Here is a 17,501-nt window from a genome sequence, read left to right as displayed (position 1 = left end):
CTTAAGCCTCCTTTTTAACCTGGTTAATAAATGCAATTAAGTATCCTAAGGCGATAAATGCACCTGGTGCCAAAACGAATACTAACATACCATAATCTTCAGGGAAGATAACAGAACCAAATAGTTTACCGCTTCCTAATAACTCACGGATAGAACCTAAAATGGTTAGCGCCATGGCAAAACCAAGTCCCATTCCTAATCCGTCAATAATGGATGAGCCAATATTGTTTTTAGAAGCGAACGCTTCTGCACGTCCTAATACCAAGCAGTTTACAACGATAAGCGGAATAAATAATCCTAGCGAATCAAATAAAGCTGGTACGTAGGCTTGCATGGTCATTTCCACTATGGTTACAAAAGTGGCGATTACTACGATAAAGGCCGGAATACGCACTTTATCCGGAATTAGATTTTTAATTAACGCCACAACAAGGTTTGACATCACCAATACAAAAGTAGTAGCTAAGCCCATGCCCAAGCCATCAATAGCCGACGACGTAACACCTAAAGTAGGACACATTCCCAGAAGAAGCGTGAAAACGGCATTCTCCTTAAAAAATCCTTTTGAAAAATTATTCCACTGATTCATTCTGCACCTCCTTCCTCAGATGAGGTATTTGAAGCAACCGGCTGGTCGCCTTGGTTTGTTGTATAAGTTTCATAAGCAACCTGTATGGCATGTAAAAAGGCACGTGAACTAATTGTAGCGGCTGTTATAGCATCTACTTCACCACCATCTTTACTAACGGTCAGGTTGTTGTTTTTAGGGTTTTTACCTAATATGCTCTGGTTGCCTTTGTCGGTTTTAAACCAAACGTCCATTTTAGTACCTAACCCTGGTGTCTCCTTATGTTCCAAAACCTGGTAATTAATGATGGAGCCATCAGGTTTCAAACCAACCATGATTTTAATATTTCCACCAAAGCCTGTATTGGTCATACTTTCAATGGCTACACCAATCAGGTTGCCATCTTTCTTCGCCGGAAACAACTTTAGGTCAAATCCTTCTTTAGACTTTAATTCATACATTTCATCACCCGGATTATTATTAAATCCAGGCACAACTTCTTTAATTGCTGCTTGCTGCTTGGCAGCTTTAGCAGCCGCAATAGGTTCTTTTGTGAGCTCGTACATGCCGCCCAATGAAGCTCCTGCCACACATGTGATTACCAGCAGGGTTAAAACCATATTTTTAAGCGTCGATTCTGTTTTTGCCATGATTTTTATTTTTCCTGCATTAAGCTTTAGCTGGTTTTACAACTTCGCCAAAGCGTTTAGGTTTCACATATTTGTCAATTAGAGGAACAAAGCCATTCATGATTAAGATAGCAAACGATACGCCTTCCGGATAAGCACCGAATACGCGAATTACTACCGTGATGACACCAATGCCAATACCATAAATTATCATTCCTTTATTCGCCATAGGAGAACTTACATAGTCCGTTGCCATAAAAATAGCGCCTAACATCACACCACCTGTTAACAAGTGGAATAATGGACCGGCATATGCTTCGGGGTTCACTAAATGCAAAATACCTGTAAAGACTGCAACTGAGCCGATGACTGCAACAGGAATGTGCCAGGTGATGATTTTGCGAATCAACATAAACAATAAACCCACTAATAAAGCAATCGCGGCAACCTCGCCACCAGAACCTCCCGAGTTACCAAAAAACAATTCAGTGTATGAAGGTATTTTAGCCATCAGTGCACTTACTGATTCACCATTGGCTAAACCTTCTTTCATAATAGAAAGGGGAGTGGCGCCGGTGCTGGCATCCAGATAACTTGCCTGTGATTCGATTGGTTTTGGCCATAAAGTCATCTGAACCGGGAAGGAGATAAGCAAGAATACACGTCCTACCAATGCCGGGTTAAACGGGTTGTTACCCAATCCTCCGAATGACATTTTTCCGATACCGATGGCCACCAAGCTACCAATAATAATTATCCAGAGAGGCAGATTGGTTGGCATGTTAAAAGCTAATAGCAGTCCGGTTAAAGCGGCTGAACCATCCATAATGGTTGATTCATTTTTTAACAGGAACTTTTGGATGGCCCACTCAAAAAATACGCACGACAATACAGCTGTGATTGTAACTATTGCAGCACCCAGACCAAAATAGTACAAAGAGGCTGCCAGTGCCGGAACAAGGGCTATAATCACCCCATACATGTTCTTTTTCACAGAGTCGCCACTGTGCACATGCGGGGATGGTGATACGGTTAACCTATTCATATTTAATAATTTTCTTTTTTTACTTCTTGTTACAAAAAGCTGATAGCTAATGGCCGTCAGCTACTGGCTATTTCGTTCTGCTTCGCATGATTTGTCCAACCTTGCCTTTCCCCAAACGGATGTAGTCAAGCAATGGACGCCCTGCAGGGCACGTATAGCTGCATGAACCACATTCGATACAGTCCATGATTTTTTCCTCTTCGGCTCTGTCCCAGATGGCTTTGTCGGATACAGTGCTTAATAAATATGGAGACAAGCCCATTGGACAAACAGATACACACTTTGAGCAGCGAATGCAGGCTTCCAATTTAGGTCGTTTCGCAATCTCATTTGGCATAATCAATACACCAGAGCTTCCTTTTGTAATTGGCACTTCAATAGAAGATAAAGCTTTACCCATCATGGGGCCACCGCCAATAACTTTACCGGTATCTTCAGGTAGGCCACCGGCGGCATCAATCAGCTGGTTAAGTGGCGTACCAACGCGCGTTAAGAAGTTAGATGGTTTTGTAACGGATTTACCGGTTACTGTTACCACGCGCTCAAAAAGAGGTTTGTTCTTTTGAACAGCTTCATAAACAGCCAATGTGGTACCAACATTTTGAACAACAGCTCCTACCTCAATTGGTAATTTTCCCGATGGAATCTGACGGCCAATACAGGCGTCGATAAGCTGTTTTTCACCTCCTTGCGGATATTGTACTTTTAAGGATTGAATGGTGATACCAGGATATTTTTTTGCCAATTCGCTCATGTGCTTAATGGCATCCGGCTTGTTGTTTTCAATACCAATGATGGCCTTGTCAACTTTAAGGGCTTTCATTAATATCTGTGTGCCAACCATTATTTCATCGCCTTTTTCCATCATTAACTGATGGTCGGCAGTCAAATAAGGTTCACACTCAACACCGTTCAATATCAGAACATCACAGGTTTTTCCGGGAGGAACAGAAAGCTTAACATGTGCCGGGAACGTAGCACCACCAAGTCCTACAATACCAGCTTCGCCTACTTTCTTAATAATATCTTCTGGTGAGGCTGTAATGTCTTTAACTAAATCTTCTGAACGGTCGATGCTTTCGTCCCATTCGTCGCCTTCAACTTTAATGATGATGGCTTTGCGTTTGTAGCCGCTGGCATCCAATACATCGTCTATTTTAAAGACTTTACCTGAAACAGGTGAATGGATATTGGCCGATACAAAACCGGTTGATTTGGCAATTAATTGACCCACTTTTACTTCGTCGCCTTTTGCAACAACAGGCTCTGAAGGTGCTCCAATATGTTGGGCAATAGGAACCGAAACTTGCTCGGGAACGGGCAAGACCTCAATCTTTTGGCCGGCTGAGAATTTGTTTTCTGCCGGGTGAACCCCTCCTAGTGAGAATGTTTTTAACACGATTGGTCCTCCTATTTTATAATGTTTTTACTTATTTTAATTCACTCAGGGCTGATAGCTGGTGGCTAACAGCTGATAGCTTTTTTTTACTCTGCTTTCTCTTCAACTGGTTTTTCCACCTTTGGTTTTGGAGGAGGGAAGTTGACCATATGAATCGCATTGGTTGGACATTCGGCTACACACTTACGACACAACTTACATTTGTCGTAGTCGATGTAGGCCAAATTGTTTTCAACTGTGATGGCATCGAAAGGACAGATTTTCTGACACTTTTTACAGCCAATACATGCAGCCGAGCAAGCTTTTTTAGCAGCTGCTCCTTTGTCGGTATTAATACACGATACAAAAATACGACGGTTTTTAGGTCCTTTCTTGCGCAGCTCGATAATGTTTTTAGGACACGCATCCACACAAGCACCGCACGATACACAGTTATCTTCTTTAATTATCGGAAGACCTGTTTTTTCATCCATGTACATGGCGTCGAAGGCACAAGCGTCAACACATTCGCCTAATCCGAGGCAACCATTCGAACAACCAGTGTCGCCGCCATACAACGATGAGGCGATTGAACATGAAGTGGCACCGTCATATTCGGTTATTCGAGGACGATTTTCGCACGTTCCGTTACAACGGACAACGGCGACCATTGGAGCTGCTGCGGCTACTTCTTTACCTAGAATAGCTGCTGCTGCACTCATTGTTTCAGCACCTCCAACGGGGCAGTTTAAACCTGAAATATCATCAGATTTAACCATGGCCTCAGCAAAAGCTCGACATCCCGGAAATCCACATCCACCGCAATTAGCTGCAGGCAGTGCTTCTTCGACCTGATCAATTCGAGGATCTTCAAAAACTTTGAATTTCTGTGCTACAAAATAAAGTATGATAGCGGCTAAAGCCCCTAACACACCTAACGAAATTATAGTTATCAGAACAACATTCATATTTAGTTGATTTGATGTTTTATAGTAAATGAAAAAGTTCTTTTAAGCTTATTTTTATTTGCGTATATGATAGTGTAATAAGGAACAAGAATAGCTAGTGCTAAACCGCCTGCTAATAATTCATTATTAGTAAGGTAGAAAGAAACAATTAATGCAGCCAGCATCAGGATAATTGGATAAATGTAGGCTAATAATACAGCCTTGGGTGCCAGTGACTTCTTGCCTAGTAACATTACTTTTTGACCTATCTCAAAACTGCTTTCATTTTGATAGACATCAACCAGTTTATCCTGTAAATCAGCAGCAGTACATGAACCTTTTGCATGGCATGAAGCACATGCCGATTCATTAACAATTCTCACTTTAATATGCTGTGGATTCACCTCTGCTACAAAGCCTTCGTGTTCTATGTAATCTATGTCTGCCATATACGTAGGGTCACAAATGTAACGAAGTAATGGAATTGTTGTAAACTACATTGGGTATTTGTATTTAGAATTAATAAAAATAAGAGTGTATTCTTACAGTTAATTAGCTATGATTTAGTAGTATTGCTCATGATGGGCTGTAAATTATTGGTTGTAAAAGATTTATAAAGAAAAAAATCCGTAATATATTAAAGAAAATTATCGCGATTTTAAGCAGGCTGTTATATCACACTATATCCTAATGATAATACCACCATACCAGTTTCGAGGTAGTGCCGGGTAATAATATCTGGGAAGATTGTTGCCAAAGGAAGGAGCATTAATTAATAACATAGAGGCATATTGCTTGTCGTTGATGTTATTTATGCCCAAATAAAAAGTAGTGGCTATTTTACCAATCGTGGTATTATGACTTAATTTACAGTTTAGCACACTGAAATCATCATATCGCTTACTGTTGCTGTCGGTTAAATATTGCTGGCCGAAGAACTGGTTATTAATATACAGTTGAGTTTTTCTTAATATGTAGGTAGCTGACAGATGTGCTGTATACTCCGGTATTCCTGGCAAGTGTTTGTGACTGTAGTCAATGCCTTCATCTGTAAACCGTTCAAACTTATTAATTGAATGAGAGAAAGTTCCCGATAACTTAATGTGACTGAGATTATTGAAATCCAACTGGTGTTGAACAGATAATTCGACTCCCTTATGGCTTGTTTCTCCGGCATTGATACCATAGAAAAGTTCTTCGCTTTCTCGTTTAGTAACTAATAGGTTATTCAACTTTATCCAATAAAGAGTAAAATCAGCATTTGTTTTGTTATTGACTGATTGATAGTGGTAACCAATATCTACATGATAACCTTCTTCGGGTTTAATGGAGGCATTAAAGCTGCCATCGGGCATTTGAGCCTCTTCAACTGAAGGTGTTGAAAAACCATGTCCGGCAGCCGCAAAAAGGTTGGAAGAATTCGTGAGTTGATAATTTATGCCTAATCGTGGAGAAAGCGTTGCTGGATATTGATGGTCTGACTTTATTCCATTGACTTTATCCTTATTCTTATAACTAGTGATGTTGTAGTTTAAGCCCGCTTGCATAATGAGTTTATCAGATATATCAATATCGAGCAAGCCAAAAATATTAATATAGCTTCGTTCAATATCATTTTTGTTAAGGAGTTGCCCTAAATTGTTGGGTCTAACACCATATAACTTGACGGTATTCATTTCATTTATGGCCTCAAAGCCTAGCGCTAACCGAATGGATTGTTTCCGATAGCTCAATTTATTTCGAATGCCAATTGTCAGTTTAGATTCATCAAGTTGGTTAAAGGGCCTGAGTTCATCTAATGTAGAGATGATGCCAAAAAGATGGAGAGAGTTGGAAAGGAGGTTATTCAAACCAGAGCTTAATCCAATTGATATAATTTGACGATTTGATTTTTCGTAGCCTTCAATGGCGGCCCATGAGTCAGCGGCTTTTTCCGGTTGATTATAAAAGTCAACGCTGTCAAGTGAACTTGGAATGTGAGCATTTAAATGGCGGTGGTTGTATAAATAATGTAATAGATGGGTGCCTAGCTTGTATTTGCCTTTCAGTGTAATGTTATAACGCTTGTATTCACTGTTATTCCGGTAGCCATCAGAGATAAGTTGATTGGCCGTTAACCAGGTAGTGCCTTTTTCCTGTTTTAATACGGCTGACAACTGACTGGAGTATGTGCCGTAACTGCCAGCTTCAAAGCCTGCTGCTATGCTTGTTTTGGAGGCTGGATACCATGGATTTATCAGTACAACACCACCAAGTCCAGCACCATATAGGGCAGAGGACGGACCTTTCAGTATTTGAATATTATTGATGTCATTAAAGCCTATGTCTTCAATGGAGCTAACACCATCGCCATCGGTCAAGGGGATGTCGCCCCAATAAGCTTTAATGCGGTTACTGTTGTATGGTGTACGCGAACCAATGCCACGAATGGTTATACGGCTGGTGCTAAGTGTACCTTGTTGCATTAGTACACCTGGCAAGTTATTTAGCTGTTGTGATAACAAGTATGAATTACCCGATTGAATAGTCAATGAATCAATACTAACCAAACTACCCGGCCATTGTTTTACCGATAGAATTGTGACCGGTGCACTAACCGTCACCTCATTAAGTTGCCGTTGTTTAAGGTTGGTTGTGTCTATTTGGGCAGTAGTTGGTTGCCAAAAACAGCTAAGTAAAAAACACAGACAGTTGGTTAATGCTGATATGCGCATGAGTTGTTTACAATGGTATAAGCTTTAAGATCTTTCCAGGTTTCTCAATGGCGACATAAATATATCCATCCGGACTCATCTCAACATTTCGAACTCGACCTATGCCTTCCAGTAATTTTTCTTCGTGTATAACTTTTTCGTCACTTACGACAACCCGTTGCAGGTATTCAAAACGAAGCGAACCGGTCAGAATATTGTTCTTCCAATTGGGGTAACGGTCTCCTTTTACAAAGGTCATACCGCACGGAGCAATGCTGGGCGTCCAATAATGCAAAGGTTGTTCCATGCCTGCTTTGGCTGTATCGTTAGTGAAGGTAGTGCCGTTGTAATTAATGCCAAATGAGATAAGCGGCCAGCCATAGTTTTTGCCAGGTTTGATAATATTGATTTCGTCGCCGCCTTTGGGACCATGCTCATCGGTCCAGATATACCCCGTTTCAGGATGCATACATACGCCTTGCGGATTACGATGACCATAAGAGAATATACTTGCCCGTGCATCTTTTACATCCACGAAAGGGTTATCTTCAGGAATACGGCCATCATCATATATCCGGTGTATTTTTCCACAATCGTTATCCAGTGATTGTGGGTTGCGGTCACGGTTCCCGCGGTCGCCAACCGAAAAGTACAGGTAACCTTCTTTGTCAAATTCAAGCTTACAACCAAAATGGTGGCGTCGGTCGGTTTCTGGTGCTGCTTTAAAAATAACTTGCTTATCAACCAGTTGATGGCCTTGTAATCGGGCTCTCATAATAGCTGTATTGGCTATGGTATTGTCACTTTTATTAGGCGATGAATAAGCGATATAAATCCAACCATTTTGCTCATATTGAGGGTGAAGTTCCAAATCAAGCAATCCTCCTTGCCCTTTTTCAAATACTTCAGGTGAATTGGCGACAAGTATTAGCTCTTCATCACTAGTATAAAGCAATAATGTACCACTTCGTTCAGAAATCAGCAAGGAACTATCAGGCAGAAACTCTAACCCCCAGGGAACATCTAAACCACTCACTATTGTGTCTACCCTGAAGTTTTGAACTTCACTTTCGTGGATTCCTGTTCTCTTGCTAGATGAAGTTTTTTCGGTTTGTTTTTGCTGTGCTAGGGCTAAAATATATTCGGCTAGCTGTTCAATTTCATTATCCGTTAATCCTTTCTCAAAAGAGGGCATTCCAAAGGATATACGCCCCAATTTTATACTGTTGATAATCTCATCTTTGCTATTTCCAAATAACCATTGCCGATTTGTAAATGGCGATTTATTCTGATTGTGACAACCAATGCAATAATCATTATAAAGCTTTTCTGCGTCCTTGGACGTTTGAACTGTTTTCTTTGAGTTACAGCCACTAATAAGTAGTAGGCCGCTGCTGAAAATTGCCAGAAATAATAACCTTTTCATAATAGCGATATTGGGTGAGTCGGTGTTATAACAATGAGACTCAGGTATTGTTTTGGGAATCAGTTTTCAAATAGCGCCTTCATCATCGTCTAGCTTGGAAAATGGAAGGGGTCAAACATTTTCCATTAAAGTTCTTATTTCGAACTCATCTAAAAAGTGTTTTTGTTGAACAAATAATTTTAATAGTCTATTTTTAAGAATAAGAATTCAAATCTTTACTTAATAAGGCGTTAAATAGTCATTAAATATCTCCCAAGGAACCTAAACCATGAAACAATTCTTCTTATCTGCAACGATGTTGACCATTATGACCTGTGCATGGGCACAAGATGAGCCTACAGGAACTTTCGAAATATTTGGTCATGTGATGACAGATGCAGGTTATAATTTTGATCAGGTCAATCCTGATTTTTCGGATGTGATGCGTCCGACACAACTGCCTGCTTACAAAAACCAATATGGAAGTGATGGAAATGTATTTTACAGCGTTCGCCAATCCATGTTAGGAATGGAGAGTGTTACGCCAACTCCATTAGGCGATTTAAATATCTTATTTGTTATGGATTTATTTGGCGTTGGGAGTAATACCGGGCAAACGGCTTTTCATATTTTATATGCCTATGCTGAATTGGGAAAGATTGGTGTGGGCCATAACTGGAGCTTATTTTGCGATATTGGGTGTTTTCCCAATATGATAGAATATTGGGGGCCAGTAGGCTTGTCATTGTGCAAGAATGTCCAATTTCGATATATCCCTATTCAAGGGCGTAATCAATTAGCTGTTGCGCTTGAACGCCCTGGTGGGACAGCTGATGAAGGTGTGTATGATGGACGTATTGAACTGGATGATGCCAAAGCAAAATTTGATTTACCCGATTTATCGGCTGAGTTTAGAATGACACGTAATTGGGGCTATGCGGAATTGTCTGGATTGGTAAGGCAAATTAAATGGATTGATATCGGAGAGCAGCCCTATGATGTGAGCGGTAAAGCTATTGGCTGGGGGGTGCATTTGAGCTCCAATATTAAGCTGAATGAAAACAATATGCTTATTGCGCAAGGTATTGTTGGTGAAGGTATACAAAACTATATGAATGATGCTCCAACTGATATAGGGTTGGAGCGAAGTTACGATGACCCGAACCATCCGGTAGATGGGGTGGTGATTCCATTGAAATCATTTACTTTGTATCTGAACCATGTTTGGAATAAGAAATTCACCAGTGCAGTTGGATATTCGGCTATTTTCATCGATAATACTGATGGTCAAAGAGATGATGCGTTTCGAAAAGGACAGTACGCAAGTGCCAACTTGTTATATCATCCAGCACCTCGAATAATGGGGGGGATAGAGTTGCTATGGATTCGACGTGATAACTTCAGAGATGGTTGGGATGCCTCAGCTACTAAAATCCAGTTTTCTTTACGTTATACGTTTAATAAAATGTTGTAAACAGAAATTCCAGATCCAGTCATTATATTTGCACTTTATAGTGTTGATAAAACAAAATTCAATGAAGATAGCAGTTATTGGAACAGGTGGAGTAGGCGGGTATTTTGGCGCAAAACTGGCACAGGCGGATAATGAGGTGACATTCATCGCCAGGGGTGCACATCTGGAAGCCATAAGAGAAAATGGATTGTTGGTTAAAAGTGTTTATGGTGATATGCACATCACTAATGTCAATGCCACGGATAAAATCACGGATATTAACAAGGCTGATTTGGTTTTAGTAGCTGTTAAAGCATGGCAGATAAAAGAAATTAGAGAGGAAATAAATCATATTTTACACAGTAACAGTATCGTATTGCCTCTACAAAATGGAGTATTGGCTGCTGATGAGTTAGCTGAGGTGATACCAGCCAAGCATATCATGGGAGGCTTGTGTCGTATTTTTAGCCTGATTGAAGCGCCTGGAGTGGTAAATCATGTTGGTTTTAAGCCGGAGATCGTTTTTGGCGAACGTAACGGCTCTCTTTCAACACGGATGGGCAAACTGACCCAATTATTTGAACACGCAGGCGTTGCTCATAAGGCATCACGAGATATTGAAGCCGATGTGTGGAAGAAATTTATCTTTATCTGCACCAGTGCTTTGTTGGCGGTTACCAAAACAACTTATGGCGAACTGCGCGAGCTCAACGAAACACGCCAGATGATGATTGCTTTGCTGAATGAGATTTATGCTGTTTCGCAGAAGAAAGGTGTGAATATAAAGCCAAATTTTATTGATAAAACTATCGAAGTTATAGATTCTGTAGCCTATGATTCTACTTCGTCTCTAACCCGTGATGTGTGGGAAGGCAAGCCATCGGAAATTGATTATCAGAATGGAACTGTTGTGAAATTAGCCGAACAATACGGTGTTGATGTGCCAGTTAATCGATTTATCTGTAATTGTATTTTGCCAATGGAGTTGAAGGCGAGAGGGAAGTTTGGGGGATAAAAAAAATGTATTTCTAAAGCAAGTTATTAACCCATTCGATGCATTGTTTGGCGATAAACTCCCGTTGTCTATCATTATGCACTTCATGATACATGTTTTCAAACTCTCTATATTGAATCAGTTCAGGGTGTTTCAGGGCCATTTCCCGACTGGCCCAATGAGACGTAATTTGGTCTTTATTGCCATGTAAAAGCAAGGTTGGCACTTTTAACAAATGGATGTTGTTCATAGCCCACAAACCTTGCCTGGTAACGTTGTATAATAAGCGAAACGAAATCCGTCTATGGTTTAGCTCATCTATGTTATAAGCGTGTACTTCTTGTTGTTTGCTGCTTATGTAATCAGTGTTTAATCTACTTTTAGTTGTAACATTGGGTATGATGATACTGAATAGCCGGACAAGTATTTTTGTAAAACCCGACAAATCATGACTTAGTTTTAACCAGGGAGACGAAATAATAGCGCCCTTAAATGGGTAATTGCGCTGCAGTAGGTAGTTTAATGCAATATTCCCTCCCATGCTATGGCCATAAAGAAATTTTGGAATATCCGGAAAAATAGATTCAGTCTTTTCAATTAGCAGGTCAATGTCATCCAATAGTTGTTGAAAAGATTGAATGACACCACGCTTGCCTTCAGAACGGCCATGGCCAATCTGATCCATACTGATAAACGCGATGTTTTCAGCTTTAAAAAGCTTGATGTAGGGCGTGTAGCGCGAACAGTGCTCACCAAAACCGTGAATTAAAACAATCACAGCCCGGGGCTTCTCTGAACAAAACCAGCTTTGTCCAAATAAGGTTTTGCCTGATACAGATGAAATGGTAAAAGTGTCCCGAATCATCTTACTTGTTTGATAATTCACGGGCAGCATCATTATCCAATAACCAAACTGTTTTGTTGGTGTCAACCAACGCTGCCGGATATTGGGTGTAATTACCTTTTTGATTGATGATTTTATCTACTTTCTCAGCTTTGCTACTGCCAGTTACCAAAAAGAAGATACGCTGGCTGTTGTTGATGACGCTTCCTGTTAGGGTTACTCTGTTTTGTCCACTTACGGGATGTTGGGCCAACTCGCAAGTTGCCGAACTGTTCCACAGCTTAATTTGGTGTGGAAAGATAGAAGCCGTATGTCCGTCATCGCCCATGCCCAGCAGCATAATATCGAATTGTGGCAACCCATTAGCTTTGGGCACATTATCATCAACTTGTTCAATATAGTCCTCTAAAGCTTTCTTTGGTTCGAGCTCTCCTTTTACTCTGAAAATATTAACGCCACGGGTTTTTACATGATCGAACAAATACTCGCGCGTCATCCCGAAGTTACTTTCTGTATCATCTGGAGCAACGCAGCGTTCATCACCCCAAAAAAAGCGAATCTTCGTCCAATCTATTGATTTAGCATAGTCTTTGGCCAAAACTTCAAAGATAGCCTTAGGAGTACTTCCTCCAGATAGTGCAATATAAAGTTCAGGTTTTTCCTGACTTGCTTTTAAAAGTAAGTCGCCAAAGTAATACGCCAATTCTTCTTTGCTGTTAAATATCTTCTTCATGGTTTTTAATTAAGGAGATTAGACCTACAATTCGCAATAATTACCATCATTGGCTAGGTTCTTACAAGGATAGCGCCATGTAATATCTTGTTCTTCAATTAATTCATCTGATATGTCAGGCCCCCAGGTGCCGGCGGGATAACCATGCACTGGAATGCTGTCATCATTTTTCCAGGCATTCAATATCGGGTCAACAAACTTCCAGGCAGCTTCAACTGCATCACCTCGGTGATAGAGGGTGCTGTCGCCCAACATACAATCGAGCAATAGTCGCTCGTAAGCACTTGGTAAATAGGTGTCTGATAAGTCGCTATAATGAAAATCCATATTCACGTTTTGCACCTTAAAACCGGCTCCTGGAACTTTCATTCCAAACTTCATCAACACACCTTCGTCTGGCTGGATGCGTATAACCAGTTGGTTGTGGTTTTTGGTAATTGATTCGTCATCGGCAAAAAGGTGATGGGGTGTTGCTTTAAAATGAATAACTATCTCAGTTACACGCGTCGGCATCATTTTACCACTTCGAATGTAAAACGGCACATCAGCCCATCGCCAATTGTCAATAAATAATTTAATCGCAGCAAATGTTTCGGTGCGCGAATCGGGGGCAACACCTTCTTCGTCGCGGTAACCTTTTACTTGCTCCCCTTTAATTGTAGATGCTATATATTGTCCACGTATGGCATATTGGGCAACCTCTTCCTCCTTTATGGGGCGCAGAGAATGAAAGACTTTGGCAATTTCATTACGGATATTGTTGGAATCGATTAAGGTGGGTGGTTCCATGGCTACTAAGCCAGCGAGCAGTAGCAAATGGTTTTGAATCATATCGCGCATGGCACCCGAGCCTTCGTAATAGCCACCACGATTACCAACACCAATGTTTTCGGCACCTGTAATCTCTACATGATGAATGTAATTGCGATTCCACAATGGTTCGAAAATCCCGTTAGAGAAACGCGTGACCAACAGGTTTTGCACGGTTTCTTTACCCAGGTAATGGTCGATGCGATATATCTGCTCTTCTTTAAAGAATTTCAGCAATTCATTGTTGAGCTTTTGGGCTGTTTGAAGGTCGTAACCAAAAGGTTTTTCAACAATGAGACGTTTAAAACCACTAGTTTCATCGCTTAGCCCTTGCAGTGAAAGTTGCTCAGGGATTATTTCGTACATGTTTGGCGGTGTGGCCAGATAGTAGATAAAGTTGTTGTCGGTTTCACACTCCTCATCCAGTTCGCGCAACTTACCTTTTAAAAGGCAGTATTCATCGGGCTCTTTAGTGTCAAACGAAAAGTAGTGAAGTTTTTCAAGGTAGCTGTTCAGCTTTTCTTCACTTTCAGGTGTGTTAAGTGCAAATTGTTCAATGCCTTTTTTCATCTTTTGACGAAAATCAGTATTGCTTAAATCGGTCCTGCCCAATCCAAGGATGGCAAATTTTTCGGGCAGCAAGCCCTGGTCGAATAAATCAAAAACAGCGGGCACCAATTTTCGATAGGTTAAATCGCCAGAGGCACCGAAAATGACAAGTATGTGGTTTTTAGGTTGAATCATATTTTACACTATTGTTATCGATAGAAATAGCTCGCAAGATAGCGAACCGGCAATCATTTTAACAAGTCCGGAAGTAGTATTGTTTGCGCAAATGAAAAGGATCATGTTATTCATCTGTTCAAGAATGGAATGACATGATCCTTTATTGGTATTTCCAATGAGGTGCTATTATTAACCTGAGTTCGACGTAAAATTTCTGATTCAGATCGCTTATAAAAAGTCAGTTTCAATCGAAAATTATGAAAGAATAGCGGGCTATTTTGATTAAATTTCGGGAGGAAAATTGCTGTTTATAAGTGAAACATCTATGATTTATCATAAAAAACTAATCTACTGCTTTAAATTTTTCGAGCTAGCTCGCTAGCCCTGCAAAATTTACCTTGTATATCAGCTCTTTATGATAATATGAATTCTGAAATATAAATCGAACTCAGGTTATTAGTTCAAACTGAAAATGTTTTTTAATGTACTCTTCAAATAATAAATAAGTCGATTAACAAACTAGCAATAAAACAACTCATCAGGTGATTTTTGCTTCTAGCTGCCAGATGGGGTAATAGCTTAATCAATGTTGATGCCTACTCTGAATCCCCAGCGTGCATAGCTGCCATCTTCAAAGCCTGCAAATACGCCGGCACTTCCAATCAGGAAGATTTGGTTCATACTATAGCCTACCTCAACATAGTTTTTGTAATTAGGCTGTGTCAGGTAATTGGCGTATAAGTTTTCAGTCCATAGGCGGTTGCTTAGCACGGGTAAAAACTTAAGCAATAGGTATGGAGTTGTGTATGATACGTGTGCTTTTGCATACCATTCATTGGTGCTGTAGCGGTAATCGTCGAGTAGCATAAACGCATTTTCCCACGATTTGAAATTAACCGGTATTTCGGATGTGTTAAAGTGCTGGAAACGTGAAAAATGCATATGGTCGTTACGCGAAAAATAGCCGGCACCTACTTGCCAGTTGAAGGCGTTAAAGATACCCCATTCCTTTTTTTGAGAAATTTCCCCGCTAAATTGCTCATAATCAGCTTCACTGTCAAATATGTTGTTCAGGCCTCGTTGATAATTAAACTTAAATGTCGGATACCTTGAGCCAACATTGTATTTCCGCCCTTTGTACACACGATAATGCATGCGCGGCGTGTACGTGATTTCAACAGAGGTAAACATGTCTGACTGATCCATCAGGTGCTCGGGAGTCAGCTGATCGTTAGGTGGAATATTAGGCGCATACTCTTCATCTTTATCAATTATCGACCAATTGGTGTTGTTTGCAAGTTGCTTGTAGGAGCTATAGGAAGCTGCCAGACGAACGCGCATACCATGTAGTGGCTCAAAAGAACCATTGATGGCTGCATAATCTTTCTGGTACAATTTCATGTAATGATCTTTAAAAAATAAAGACGAGAACATGTTTAAAGTACGATCAATCCCATACTTGCTATTGAAATCCATGCTTTGCTGTCCGCCCGAAAGTGTAATATTAGCGCGGCTTTTCTTACCAAAGCTATACCAGGCATTGGCATCCCACAATACTTTTTCACGGGCAAAGGCATACGACACTGTTGGCGAAAGTCCGAAGGAACGAAGAGAGTCCACTTTATGTCGCAGTGTAAAGCCTTGTTCATAACTCCAGCCGTCAACGGCATTAAAATCAACTTGCTTCAAACCAATTAAGCCATGATAGGTTATGCGGGTGGCTGAGTCGTTGGCATAAAATGTATGTCCGCCAAGGAAACCACCCGATATTTTATTGAACATCGATTTTTTCTTTTTCTCTGTTTTAACCGTATCAGCTTCAATTTTTGCCAGTTTAATCGAGTCTTTTATTTCAAAGCTACGCAATTCATCACTGGTGAGTGGGATTGGGCGCATGCTTTCCCAGTAGCTTGAGTCGCGCCTGGTGGTATCCTTCTTATGTGTTATCTTGTAAGTGTTTTTAATTTCCAGCGATTCCTCTTTTAATTCTTCTTCTTTTCGCGATTCTTTTTCAATCAGACGCGAAAGTTTGATCATATCCCGGTTCGATAGCTCTTCTTTAGCCAGCAGTTCTTCCATTTTTTTCTGCTGTCGAGTCATCTCTTCTTCTTTCTTCGCTTGTTGTTCGGCTGCTTGTTTAGCCGCTTCTTCAGCAGCATATTGCTTCATAAGAGTAGCCGGAACCGGTAAGTCAGCATTCAGCTTTATATCGGAGTATTTGACCGATCCAGCATATCGAAAATCGGCCTTAACGCCCATTATTGAGGCTTCCACTTTAAAGCGGTGACTGATTGGTAACCATGAACGCTCTTTGACCGGCGCATAGACTTGTTTAATATTAATGGTGCCAAAAAAGGCATTGTTAGTTACATCAATTGAATGGATGTTCCACAAATTATCAACAATATAGATGTAACCACTATAGGTTTGCTGGCTTTTTCGTTTAGGCACTATTTTAATTTTGTTCACCGCCACATCGCCCTCGTAAAAAAAGCCTTCATATACATACTTATAATGAGAAAATGCATTGGGAGCCAAAGGCGAAATAGCCATGTCCTGATGAGGTTCGTAAAAGCTGTAGGTGATGTAACCCATCACATTGTCTTCTTCAGAACCAGGAAATGTGGAACGAGAAGAAAGAACAGTGTGGTCGTAGTTGTCAGGTGCGGCAAACGCAATCTCATTTATCGATTCCATGGTGTAGGTCTTGCCTTCTTCAATAATGAGTTCGTTATCATCTACCTCAGCTTTCATCATTTTCTGAATCAGCTTTGGAATTTTCTTCATAAGCAAGCTGCCTTTCAGGTATACTTCGGCATTGTATTGTTCAGTTTGGCGTTGGTAATAGGGGGCCAGACTAATTGCTTTTCGCATAATAGGGTATGCAGGATCTTCACCACCAGAATAGACCCGAACTTCTTTGATTCGATATTCTTGTTTTTTGAGAACAATGTTGTTGGTGATGTATGTATCGTTGATATTAACCGTTACTTCTGTCTTTTGAAAACCAAGGCCTTGAAAGACTATGGTATACTTTCCGGCAGGCAATTGAATTTCATATTCGCCTAGATCGTTGGTGGTGGTTCCGGAGGTAGTTTCTTTCAAATAGATGGTGGCAAACGGGATGGTATTGCCTGATTCGTCGGTTACGGTTCCTTTTACTCCTTGTGAAAGAGCTACTTTGGGAAGCAGAAATAATAAGAGTAGAAAACAAATTTTGTGCATAGGTTTAGTGTTAGATTATGGTTTAAGTCGTTGGGTTGAATGTTTTAAGCA

General features: G+C 40.5%; 14 protein-coding genes. 2 read left to right on the top strand and 12 right to left on the bottom strand.

What is annotated here, in order from left to right; genetic code table 11:
- Position 1: 1 nt before the first annotated feature.
- The 8 genes from J1N10_RS08850 to J1N10_RS08815 all read right to left on the bottom strand — a co-directional run bounded on the left by J1N10_RS08850 (position 2) and on the right by J1N10_RS08815 (position 8,686).
- Positions 2–589: an RnfABCDGE type electron transport complex subunit E gene (locus J1N10_RS08850; protein ID WP_262326338.1), complete on the bottom strand. Its 588-nt coding sequence runs from the start codon at positions 587–589 to the stop codon at positions 2–4.
- Positions 586–1,218: an RnfABCDGE type electron transport complex subunit G gene (locus J1N10_RS08845; RefSeq protein ID WP_262326337.1), complete on the bottom strand. Its 633-nt coding sequence runs from the start codon at positions 1,216–1,218 to the stop codon at positions 586–588. Before J1N10_RS08845 ends, J1N10_RS08850 begins: the two co-directional genes overlap by 4 nt.
- 19 nt (positions 1,219–1,237) lie before the next feature.
- Positions 1,238–2,242 (bottom strand): RnfABCDGE type electron transport complex subunit D, encoded by a 1,005-nt coding sequence (locus J1N10_RS08840; protein WP_262326336.1) that lies wholly within the window; start codon positions 2,240–2,242, stop codon positions 1,238–1,240.
- 67 nt (positions 2,243–2,309) lie between these two features.
- A complete protein-coding gene (rsxC, locus tag J1N10_RS08835) occupies positions 2,310–3,641 on the bottom strand; it encodes an electron transport complex subunit RsxC (RefSeq protein ID WP_262326335.1) in 1,332 nt (443 codons plus the stop codon).
- Positions 3,642–3,727: 86 nt separating this feature from the next.
- A complete protein-coding gene (locus J1N10_RS08830; RefSeq protein ID WP_262326334.1) occupies positions 3,728–4,588 on the bottom strand; it encodes a Fe-S cluster domain-containing protein in 861 nt (286 codons plus the stop codon).
- 2 nt (positions 4,589–4,590) lie between these two features.
- On the bottom strand, positions 4,591–5,016 hold the full coding sequence (locus J1N10_RS08825; RefSeq protein WP_262326333.1) for a SoxR reducing system RseC family protein: 426 nt from the start codon (positions 5,014–5,016) through the stop codon (positions 4,591–4,593).
- A gap of 231 nt (positions 5,017–5,247) precedes the next feature.
- Positions 5,248–7,281, bottom strand: coding sequence for a TonB-dependent receptor (locus tag J1N10_RS08820; RefSeq protein ID WP_262326332.1), 2,034 nt, complete (start codon positions 7,279–7,281; stop codon positions 5,248–5,250).
- 7 nt (positions 7,282–7,288) lie between these two features.
- Positions 7,289–8,686 (bottom strand): PQQ-dependent sugar dehydrogenase, encoded by a 1,398-nt coding sequence (locus J1N10_RS08815; RefSeq protein WP_262326331.1) that lies wholly within the window; start codon positions 8,684–8,686, stop codon positions 7,289–7,291.
- Between the two features lie 268 nt (positions 8,687–8,954).
- Between J1N10_RS08815 and J1N10_RS08810 the strand changes: the two genes are divergently transcribed.
- Positions 8,955–10,139, top strand: a complete 1,185-nt coding sequence (locus J1N10_RS08810; RefSeq protein ID WP_262326330.1) for a DcaP family trimeric outer membrane transporter — start codon at positions 8,955–8,957, stop codon at positions 10,137–10,139.
- A 61-nt stretch (positions 10,140–10,200) separates the two neighbouring features.
- On the top strand, positions 10,201–11,133 hold the full coding sequence (locus J1N10_RS08805) for a ketopantoate reductase family protein (protein WP_262326329.1): 933 nt from the start codon (positions 10,201–10,203) through the stop codon (positions 11,131–11,133).
- Positions 11,134–11,146: 13 nt separating this feature from the next.
- Here J1N10_RS08805 and J1N10_RS08800 read toward each other — a convergent pair whose 3' ends face one another.
- The 4 genes from J1N10_RS08800 to J1N10_RS08785 all read right to left on the bottom strand — a co-directional run bounded on the left by J1N10_RS08800 (position 11,147) and on the right by J1N10_RS08785 (position 17,450).
- Entirely contained in the window at positions 11,147–11,977 is an 831-nt protein-coding gene (locus J1N10_RS08800; protein WP_262326328.1) for an alpha/beta hydrolase, read from the bottom strand.
- 1 nt (position 11,978) lies between these two features.
- Entirely contained in the window at positions 11,979–12,689 is a 711-nt protein-coding gene (gene pgl / locus J1N10_RS08795; protein ID WP_262326327.1) for a 6-phosphogluconolactonase, read from the bottom strand.
- Between the two features lie 24 nt (positions 12,690–12,713).
- Positions 12,714–14,243 (bottom strand): glucose-6-phosphate dehydrogenase, encoded by a 1,530-nt coding sequence (gene zwf, locus J1N10_RS08790; RefSeq protein WP_262326326.1) that lies wholly within the window; start codon positions 14,241–14,243, stop codon positions 12,714–12,716.
- Positions 14,244–14,804: 561 nt separating this feature from the next.
- On the bottom strand, positions 14,805–17,450 hold the full coding sequence (locus J1N10_RS08785) for a DUF5686 and carboxypeptidase regulatory-like domain-containing protein (protein WP_262326325.1): 2,646 nt from the start codon (positions 17,448–17,450) through the stop codon (positions 14,805–14,807).
- Between the last annotated feature and the right edge of the window lie 51 nt (positions 17,451–17,501).

This window comes from Carboxylicivirga litoralis (genome assembly GCF_025499605.1).
GTDB classification, from domain to species: Bacteria; Bacteroidota; Bacteroidia; order Bacteroidales; family Marinilabiliaceae; genus Carboxylicivirga; species Carboxylicivirga litoralis.
Note: the sequence above shows the minus strand (reverse complement) of the source record. Positions and strands in the feature narration are given on the sequence as shown.

Coding starts and splice junctions, on each gene's coding strand:
- zwf (WP_262326326.1), bottom strand. CDS start 14,243: ATGATTCAACCTAAAAACCACATACTTGTCATTTTCGGTGCCTCTGGC.
- J1N10_RS08830 (WP_262326334.1), bottom strand. CDS start 4,588: ATGAATGTTGTTCTGATAACTATAATTTCGTTAGGTGTGTTAGGGGCT.
- J1N10_RS08805 (WP_262326329.1), top strand. CDS start 10,201: ATGAAGATAGCAGTTATTGGAACAGGTGGAGTAGGCGGGTATTTTGGC.
- J1N10_RS08840 (WP_262326336.1), bottom strand. CDS start 2,242: ATGAATAGGTTAACCGTATCACCATCCCCGCATGTGCACAGTGGCGAC.
- J1N10_RS08800 (WP_262326328.1), bottom strand. CDS start 11,977: ATGATTCGGGACACTTTTACCATTTCATCTGTATCAGGCAAAACCTTA.
- J1N10_RS08825 (WP_262326333.1), bottom strand. CDS start 5,016: ATGGCAGACATAGATTACATAGAACACGAAGGCTTTGTAGCAGAGGTG.
- J1N10_RS08785 (WP_262326325.1), bottom strand. CDS start 17,450: ATGCACAAAATTTGTTTTCTACTCTTATTATTTCTGCTTCCCAAAGTA.
- J1N10_RS08850 (WP_262326338.1), bottom strand. CDS start 589: ATGAATCAGTGGAATAATTTTTCAAAAGGATTTTTTAAGGAGAATGCC.
- pgl (WP_262326327.1), bottom strand. CDS start 12,689: ATGAAGAAGATATTTAACAGCAAAGAAGAATTGGCGTATTACTTTGGC.
- J1N10_RS08845 (WP_262326337.1), bottom strand. CDS start 1,218: ATGGCAAAAACAGAATCGACGCTTAAAAATATGGTTTTAACCCTGCTG.
- J1N10_RS08815 (WP_262326331.1), bottom strand. CDS start 8,686: ATGAAAAGGTTATTATTTCTGGCAATTTTCAGCAGCGGCCTACTACTT.
- J1N10_RS08820 (WP_262326332.1), bottom strand. CDS start 7,281: ATGCGCATATCAGCATTAACCAACTGTCTGTGTTTTTTACTTAGCTGT.
- J1N10_RS08810 (WP_262326330.1), top strand. CDS start 8,955: ATGAAACAATTCTTCTTATCTGCAACGATGTTGACCATTATGACCTGT.